At 72.8% G+C, this 8,189-nt stretch carries 5 protein-coding genes; 2 read left to right on the top strand and 3 right to left on the bottom strand.

The genetic code is table 11. The features are described from left to right. Window positions 1–225: 225 nt before the first annotated feature. Window positions 226–2,814, bottom strand: coding sequence for an aminopeptidase N (gene pepN / locus EHS43_RS30485; RefSeq protein ID WP_125193934.1), 2,589 nt, complete (start codon window positions 2,812–2,814; stop codon window positions 226–228). Between the two features lie 136 nt (window positions 2,815–2,950). Here pepN and EHS43_RS30480 point away from each other — a divergent pair, with 136 nt between their 5' ends. Further along, window positions 2,951–3,613, top strand: a complete 663-nt coding sequence (locus tag EHS43_RS30480) for a DsbA family protein (RefSeq protein WP_125193933.1) — start codon at window positions 2,951–2,953, stop codon at window positions 3,611–3,613. A 220-nt stretch (window positions 3,614–3,833) separates the two neighbouring features. On the opposite strand, the gene EHS43_RS30470 is transcribed toward EHS43_RS30480, so the two are convergent. Both EHS43_RS30470 and EHS43_RS30465 read right to left on the bottom strand, forming a co-directional pair. Continuing rightward, complete coding sequence (locus tag EHS43_RS30470; protein ID WP_125193932.1) at window positions 3,834–5,261, bottom strand: FGGY-family carbohydrate kinase; 1,428 nt, start codon at window positions 5,259–5,261, stop codon at window positions 3,834–3,836. 21 nt (window positions 5,262–5,282) lie between these two features. Further along, window positions 5,283–6,326, bottom strand: a complete 1,044-nt coding sequence (locus tag EHS43_RS30465) for a 2-hydroxyacid dehydrogenase (RefSeq protein ID WP_125193931.1) — start codon at window positions 6,324–6,326, stop codon at window positions 5,283–5,285. A gap of 98 nt (window positions 6,327–6,424) precedes the next feature. Here EHS43_RS30465 and EHS43_RS30460 point away from each other — a divergent pair, with 98 nt between their 5' ends. Further along, window positions 6,425–7,855 (top strand): FGGY-family carbohydrate kinase, encoded by a 1,431-nt coding sequence (locus EHS43_RS30460; RefSeq protein ID WP_125193935.1) that lies wholly within the window; start codon window positions 6,425–6,427, stop codon window positions 7,853–7,855. The last annotated feature ends 334 nt before the right edge of the window (window positions 7,856–8,189 follow it).

Below are 8,189 nucleotides of genomic sequence, written 5' to 3'. Positions count from 1 at the left end.
CCGGGGTGTTGTGGTTCATGCAGCGGAGGTTCCCGCCTTCGGAGCGCCCGCTAACCGCTGTTACACGCCCGTCGACAAATACGGACAAGGCTGCACTAAAGGACGAGTGTTCGGATGCCGAGTAGGCGGCGAAAACCCCTGGTCCATTCGGGTGGGACCAGGGGTTACGGCCGTGAGGGCACGAATTTCGTAACGGCTACCGGGCGCCGAAGCTCAGGCCAAGGGTCACCCGTGGTTGACGGCCGCCTGCGCGTCGCACGCCTGCCCGCGCAGCGACCGCGCCAGATCGTCCCGGCCCTCCAGCACCAGCCTGCGCAGCGCCGGTGCCGCGTCCTCGTGCGCCGCGAGCCACGCGTCGGCCGCGTCCAGCGTGGCCGGCCCGTCCTGGAGGGAGGGGAACAGCCCGGAGACGATGTTCATCGCGATCTGGATCGAGCGGTCCTTCCACACCCGCTCGATCACCGCGAAGTACTTCTCCGTGTACGGCTCCAGCAGACCGCGCTGGGACGGCTGGCCGAACCCCGCGATGGTCGCCTCGGCCAGCGCGTTGGAGAGCGCGTCGGACTCCACGACCTGCGCCCACGCCTGCGCCTTCACCGCCTCGGAGGGCCGGGCGGCCAGACAGCGGACCTGGTGGCGCTTGCCGGAGGCGGTGTCGTCGCGGGCGAGTTCGGCGGCCAGCGTCTTCTCGTCGGCGACCCCCCACACGGTCAGCGGCTGGAGGAAGGCCCAGCGCAGCTCCTGGTCCACCTCCAGCCCCTCGATGGCCGAGGTGCCGTCCAGCAGGCCCTGCAACAGGTCGAGGGCGCCGGGCCCCTCGGCCGTCCGCGCGAAGAACCGCGCCCACGCCAGCTGCTGCTCGCTGCCCGGCGCGGCGGCGAGCAGCTCCCGCTCGGCCCCCTCGGCCAGCAGCTCCGCGCCCCGCTCCCGCCGCTCGGGCGCCACGTAGTGCACGAGGGCCGACTCGGCCCAGGCGTGCAGCATCTGCAGGACGCCGATGTCCGACTCGCGGCCCGCGAAGCGCAGCACGATGTCGATGAACTCCCTGGCCGGGAGCAGCGCGTCCCGCGTCATGTTCCACAGCGCCGACCAGCACAGGGCGCGGGCGAGCGGGTCGGTGAGGTCACCGAGCCCCGCCTTGAGGGTCTCCAGGGAGCCCGCGTCGAAGCGGGTCTTGCAGTACGTCAGGTCGTCGTCGTTGACCAGCACCAGCTCCGGCGCCTCGGCACCGGCCAGTTCCGCCACGACCGTACGGGGGCCGTCGACGTCCGCCTCCGCGCGCGCGTACCGCTCCAGAGCCCCCTCGGGCGTACGGCGGTACAGGCCGATCGCGACCCGGTGCGGCCGCAGCTCCGGGTGCGACTCGGCCGCCTCCTGCACGACCGCCAGCTCGTCGACCCGGCCCTCGGCGCTCAGCAGCACCTGCGGGGTGAGGGAGTTGACCCCGGCCGTCTGGAGCCAGGACCGCGCCCACGCGCCCATGTCCCGGCCGCTGGTCTCCTCCAGCACCGACAGCAGGTCGCCGAGGCGGGTGTTGCCGTACGCGTGCCGCTTGAAGTAGCGCCGCGCGCCCTCCAGGAACGCGTCCTGGCCGACGTAGGCGACGAGCTGCTTCAGGACGGAGGCGCCCTTGGCGTACGTGATGCCGTCGAAGTTGAGCTTGGCGTCCTGCAGGTCGCGGATGTCGGCGGTGATGGGGTGCGTGGAGGGGAGCTGGTCGGCGCGGTAGGCCCAGGCCTTGCGGCGGTTGGCGAAGGTGATCCAGGCGTCGGTGAAGCGGGTCGCGCCGACGTTGGCGAAGGTGCCCATGAAGTCCGCGAAGGACTCCTTGAGCCACAGGTCGTCCCACCACACCATGGTGACCAGGTCGCCGAACCACATGTGGGCCATCTCGTGCAGGATCACGTTGGCCCGGCCCTCGTAGGACGCGCGGGTGACCTTGCCCCGGAAGATGAACTCCTCGCGGAAGGTCACCAGGCCCGGGTTCTCCATCGCGCCCAGGTTGTACTCGGGCACGAACGCCTGGTCGTACTTCCCGAAGGGGTACGGGTAGTCGAAGTGCTCGTGGAAGAAGTCCAGGCCCTGCTTGGTGACGAGGAACACGTCGTCGGAGTCGAAGTGGGGGGCGAGGCCCTTGCGGCACAGGGCGCCGAGAGGGATCTCCAGACGGGTGCCGTCGTCGAGGACCCGCTCGTAGGAGTCCGTCACGTAGTGGTAGGGACCGGCCACCACACAGGTGATGTACGTCGAGATCGGCTTGGTCTCCGCGAACCGCCAGACCCCGTCGCTCTCCGTGCCGGCCCCGTTGCTCCACACCGTCCACCCCTCCGGCGCCCGCACCTCGAAGCGGAAGGGCGCCTTGAGGTCCGGCTGCTCGAAGTTGGCGAAGACACGGCGGGAGTCGGCCGGCTCGTACTGCGTGTAGAGGTAGACCTCGCCGTCCTCGGGGTCGACGAAACGGTGCATGCCCTCGCCGGTGCGGGAGTAGGCGCACCGGGCGTCCACGACCAGTTCGTTGTCGGCGGCCAGGTCCTCCAGGACGATCCGGGAGCCGTCGAAGACCTCGCCCGGGTCCAGGTCCCGGCCGTTCAGCGACAGCGCCGTCACGCTCGGCGCGATCAGGTCCGCGAAGCTCGTGGCCCCCGGCTCGTTGCACCGGAAGCGGATCGTGGTCACCGACCGGAAGGTGCGCGGACCGTCCCCGGGCTCGTCACCGACCGCCGAGCGCAGGTCGAGGGACACCTCGTACCCGTCGACGGACAGCAGGGCGGCCCGCTCCCGGGCCTCGTCACGGGACAGATTCTCACCGGGCACGGCGATGCTCCCTCGGATGGTGTTCAGCATGCGGACAGGCCCGATCCTGCCATGTGCTCCTGACATCGGTCAGCCGGGAATGGGGTGGGCGGACAGCGGTGTTGCGGGTTGAAACGAACACCTCTCAAGGAGACGCATGTCCGAGACCGCGACCACCTCAGGCAAGACCCCCGTCGACTTCTGGTTCGACCCGCTGTGCCCCTGGGCCTGGATGACCTCCCGCTGGGTCCTTGAGGTCGAGAAGGTCCGGGACATCGAGGTGCACTGGCACATCATGAGCCTGGCCGTGCTCAACGAGCCGAAGCTCGACGAGCTGCCCGAGGAGTACCGCGAGCTCCTGGAGACCAAGGCCTGGCAGCCGATCCGCGTCGTCACCGCGGCCTGGCAGAAGCACGGCTCCGACATCCTCGGCCCGCTGTACACCGCCCTCGGCACCCGCATCCACAACGAGGGCCAGGGCCCGACGCGCGAGGCCGTCGAGGGCGCCCTCGCGGACGTCGGCCTGCCCGCCGACCTGATCGAGTACTTCGACCAGAAGGACTTCGAGTTCGACGCCGAGCTGCGCGCCTCCCACAAGGAGGGCATCGACAAGGTCGGCCAGGACGTCGGCACCCCGGTCATCGCGGTCCCCGGCCCCGACGGCGAGCAGATCGCCTTCTTCGGCCCGGTCGTCACCCCGGCCCCCAAGGGCGAGGAGGCCGCCCGCCTCTGGGACGGCACGGTGGCGGTCGCCTCGGTCCCCGGCTTCTACGAGATCAAGCGCACCCGTACCAAGGGCCCCGACTTCAGCAACCTGTAGTCACTTCTCCGGCTCGGGGAAGGACCCTCCGTCGTTCTGGTTCCCGCGCCGCTGATACCGCAGACACCCTTCGCGCGCGCACCGGAAGTACGAGCCCAGGCTGGTGTGCCTGGGCTTGTGCTCCCGGACGAACTTCCGCTCCTCGTCGGTGAGAGCCCGGAATTCCTCAAGGCTCCCACCGCAGTTCCGGCACCGCATGAACATCGTGAGCTGCAACCTCCTAACGTCCGGCAGTCCTCCGAGCCGCGTCCAATCGCGCCACATGCTCCTGAAACCCCTTGGAGTAGTACGCCGAACGCCCGGGGTCCGGCTCGACGACGGCCGTGGGTTCGGTCCACACTCCGGCGTCGAGAGTGATCCCGTACCGCTCGGCGGCCGCCAACACGGCTCCCCGGGCCCCCACCTCCCCCTCGACCACCCTGAGCGGCCGTCCGAGCACATCGGCCAGCAGCTGCATCCACGCGGGGCTGCGGGTGCCTCCGCCGCACACCGCGAGCGACCCCGTCAGACCGGCCGCCTCCAGGCAGTGCCGGGCCGCGTACCCGATGCCCTCGCAGGTCGCCCGGATCAGATCCGCCTTGGACGTCTCCAGCGACACCCCGCTCAGCTCGGCCCGCAGACGAGGCTCGACGAAGGGCGCCCGTTCCCCCGAGGGGGCGAAGTACGGCAGCACGCGCACCCCGTGCGACCCCGGCGGGGTGGCCGCCAGCAGCTCGTCCACCTCCGCGTGCGTGACCCCGGTGGTCGACAGCACCCAGTCCAGCGCGGCCGTGCCCACCATCGCCGGCATCGCCCGCAGCCAGTGCCCCGGCCGGTCGGTCGAGATGTACAGCCCGGCCGGCTCACCGCCCAGATCGAGCTCGGTCGTGGCGACCTGGGCCGCCAGGCACGTGCCGACGATCAGCAGCCCGTCCCCGGGCGAGGTCACCCCCGCGCCCAGCGCACAGGCCGGCAGATCGTACGGCCCGTTGGACAGCCGGGTCCCGGACGGCAGCCCGTCGCCGTGGGCCGTACCCGTGGCGATCGGATCCCCGACCGGCGGGAGCAGCCGCCGGCGACGGGTCAGCCCCAGCAGCTCCACCACCCGGTTGTCGTACGTCCGGGTCCGCGGGTCGAGGAACGGCATGGAGGCGTCCGACACGTCCGTCGTCGCCCCCGACGCTCCCGTGAGCCGCTGGAAGACCATGTCCTTGCAGTACACGGCGGCCGCGGCGGCGTCCAGCGCCATCGGCTCGTACCGGTCAAGCCAGGCCAGCAGCGGCCCCGGCGAGCCCGGGAACATCGCGCCGCCGGTCCGCCGGAACACCGTCTCGAACGTGCCGTCCGCGAGCCACTGGTCGAGCAGTTCGTGCGCTCGCCCGTCCATCCAGGACAGCGCCGAGTGGACCGGCCGCCCCTCCTTGTCGACCAGCCACACCCCGTCGCCCTGACCGGTCAGCCCGGCCAGCTCCACCGGCTCCGGCACCCGCCCGGTCAGCCTGACCAGGACGTCGACGACGGCGTCGTAGACCTCGGCCATGTCCTGCTCGACGAAACCGTCGCGCAGGGAGAGCTCCACCGGGCGGGACTCGACGGCCAGTTGGCGTCCCGCACCGTCGAAGGCCGCGGCCTTGACGACGGACGTGCCCACATCGATACCGACGTACATACGGAATTCCCTCCTACGACGTCACGTCAGGCAGTGCGCCAACCGCTCTCCGCGGGCCCAGCGGCCCACCTCCTGCGCCGCGATCCTCGCCGCCTTCTCGGCCACCGCGCGGCTCGCCCCGCCGAGGTGCGGGGTCAGGACGACCCGGTCGGCCAGGGCGCGCAGCCGGGAGTCCGGCGGCAGCGGCTCGTGCTCGTAGGTGTCGAGGGCGGCCGCGGACAGCCGGCCGGCCTCCAGCGCGTCGCACAGGGCGCTCTCGTCGACCAGCGGGCCGCGCGCCACGTTCACCACGGCCGCCCCCTCGGGCAGCAGCGCCAGCTCGCGGGCGCCGATCAGCCCCCGCGTCTCGGCGGTGAGACGGGCGTGCAGGGTGATCACCCGGGAGCGGGTCAGGAGCCGGTCCAGGGAGTTCACGCGCAGTCCGTGGATCTCGCCGCGCACATAGGGGTCGTACACCATGACCTGCGCCCCGAAGGCGCACAGCACGCGGGCGACGCGGCTGCCGACGGCGCCGTAGCCCACGAGTCCGACGGGCAGGTCCTCCAGCTCCAGGCCGCTGTGCTCGTAGGTGTAGTAGGCGGCGCCGCCCTCCCAGCTGCCCTGGCCGGCGAGGAGGTCGTGGGCCTGCGGGATGCGGCGCACCGCCGCCAGCAGCATGCCGACGGTGAACTCGGCGGTGGCCGCGGCGTTGCGGCCGGGCGCGAAGCACACCCGGACGTCCCGGGCCTTCGCCGCGTCCAGGTTCACGTTCACCGGGCCGCCCCGGCACACCACGACCAGCTTCAGCCGGTCGGCGGCGTTCAGCACCCGTTCGGTGACCGGGCCCATCTGGGTGACGAGGACCTCCGCGCCGTCCAGCGCCTCGATCAGCTCGTCCTCGGCGTCGCTCGCCTCCGTCACCTCCGCGACGGGCCCGAAGGGTTCCAGGGGCCAGCCGAGCGTCAACTCCCTCGTCTGCGCGGCGATGCCGCCCAGCTCGGCCTCGACGGCCCCGGCGATCAGCCCCGGCAGTACGAAGTGGTCGCCGGCCGCCACGACACGTACGGGATCGGTCCTCTGGGTCATCGTCGACCTCCGAGTCGTCGCTTCACTGAGACGATGTTGAGCCGCCGATCCCGGGTACGCATAGACCCCGTGCGGGTGGGAGGCCCTCGATGACACGGATGACGGACGAGAACGAGACGGCGTGGCTGGGGATCGACCTCGGCACGCAGAGCGTGCGCGCGCTGGCGGTCACGGCCGACGGGACCGTGCTGGGCCGGGGTTCCGCCCCGCTCGGCAGCCGGCGCGAGGGCGTACGGCACGAGCAGGACCCGGGGGAGTGGTGGGAGGCGGTGCGCACGGCGTCCCGTTCCGCGCTGCTCACCCTGACGGGTGTACGGATCGGCGGAGTCGCGGTGTGCGGGACGTCCGGGACGGTCCTGCTGACGGACGCGCGGGGCCGGCCGACGAGCCCCGCGCTCATGTACGACGACGCCCGCGCGGCCACCGAGGCGGCCGTGCTGCGTACGGCGGGCCTCGCGGTGCAGGACACCTGGGCGCTGCCGAAGGCGCTGTGGCTCGCCGACGCGCACGGCAGCGGCCGGGTCACCCACCAGCCCGACGTCGTCACCGCCCGCCTGGTCGGCAGGCCGGTGCCCACCGACTCCAGCCACGCCCTCAAGACGGGCTACGACGTCGAGCGCGGCGCCTGGCCGGAGGTCGCCCTGGACCTGCCCGAGGTCGTCCTTCCCGGCACCCGGCTCGGCGAGGTCTGCGCGGCCGCCGCGGAAGCGACCGGCATCCCCGCGGGCACGCCCGTCGTCGCCGGGATGACCGACGGCTGCGCGGCCCAGATCGCCGCGGGCGCCCTGCGGCACGGGTCCTGGAACTCGGTGCTCGGCACCACCCTCGTGCTCAAGGGGGCCACCCCGGACCCGGTCCGGGACCCCGCCGGCGTGGTCTACAACCACCGTGCGCCGGGCGGGACCTGGCTGCCCGGCGGGGCGTCCGGCGTGGGCGCGGGGGCGCTTCCGACGGACGTGGACCCCGGGGTGATGGACGAGCGGGCGGCCGCGTTCGAGCCGTCCGGCGCGGTGGCCTACCCGCTGGTGTCACGGGGGGAGCGGTTCCCCTTCCGGGCCCCGGACGCCACCGCGCTCCTCCTCGGCACCCCCGCCGACGACGCCGACCGCTGGGCCGCGCTCCTCCAGGGCGTCGCCTTCGCGGAACGCCTCGGCCTCGACTGCCTGCACCACCTGGGCGCCCCGCTCGACGGCCCCCTCACCTTCACCGGCGGCGCGGCCCGCAGCCCCTACTGGAACCAACTGCGCGCCGACATCCTCGGCCGCCCGGCCCGCGTACCCGAACAGACCGAACCGGCCCTGGGCATGGCCGCGTTGGCGCTGCACGGCACGTCCGGCACCCCTCTGGCGGACGCCGCCGAAGGCATGGTCCGCATCCGCACGGTCGTGGAACCCCGCCCCGGCCGCACGGCCCTGTTCGCCGAGCCGTACGCCCGCCTCATCGACGAACTCACCACGCGCGGCTGGCTTCCCCCGCCCCTGGCAGCCCACGCACACGACCGCCTGACCACACAGACGACACGGTCGTGACCGCACGGACGCCCCCGCGGGGAAGTCCGGAGCTTCGACCCGGGGGCGGCTTCCGGTGCGGCGTGAGGCGCATGTGCGTTACGCCGGCGCTCCCGCCCGGGCGTCCGCGCCGGGCCGCCCTCGTCCGGTCCATGGCCTCGTCGCCCGGGACGGGGTCCGGCGCGGGGTGTGGCGTGTGTGCGCGGGGTTCAGGCCGGGGGCAGGGCGTCTTCGTGACCGCACCGAAGCCCCCGCGAGGTGCGTCGGCGCTCCCGCCCGGGCGTCCGTGCCGAGCCGCTCTCGTCCGGTCCGTGGCCTCGTCGCCCGGGACGGCTTCCGGTGCGGGGTACGGCTC

This window comes from Streptomyces sp. RP5T (genome assembly GCF_003933965.1).
In the GTDB taxonomy this organism is placed as follows: Bacteria; Actinomycetota; Actinomycetes; order Streptomycetales; family Streptomycetaceae; genus Streptomyces.
This window is presented reverse-complemented; position numbering and strand designations above follow the sequence as displayed.

Coding starts and splice junctions, on each gene's coding strand:
- EHS43_RS30480 (WP_125193933.1), top strand. CDS start 2,951: ATGTCCGAGACCGCGACCACCTCAGGCAAGACCCCCGTCGACTTCTGG.
- EHS43_RS30470 (WP_125193932.1), bottom strand. CDS start 5,261: ATGTACGTCGGTATCGATGTGGGCACGTCCGTCGTCAAGGCCGCGGCC.
- EHS43_RS30465 (WP_125193931.1), bottom strand. CDS start 6,326: ATGACCCAGAGGACCGATCCCGTACGTGTCGTGGCGGCCGGCGACCAC.
- EHS43_RS30460 (WP_125193935.1), top strand. CDS start 6,425: ATGACGGACGAGAACGAGACGGCGTGGCTGGGGATCGACCTCGGCACG.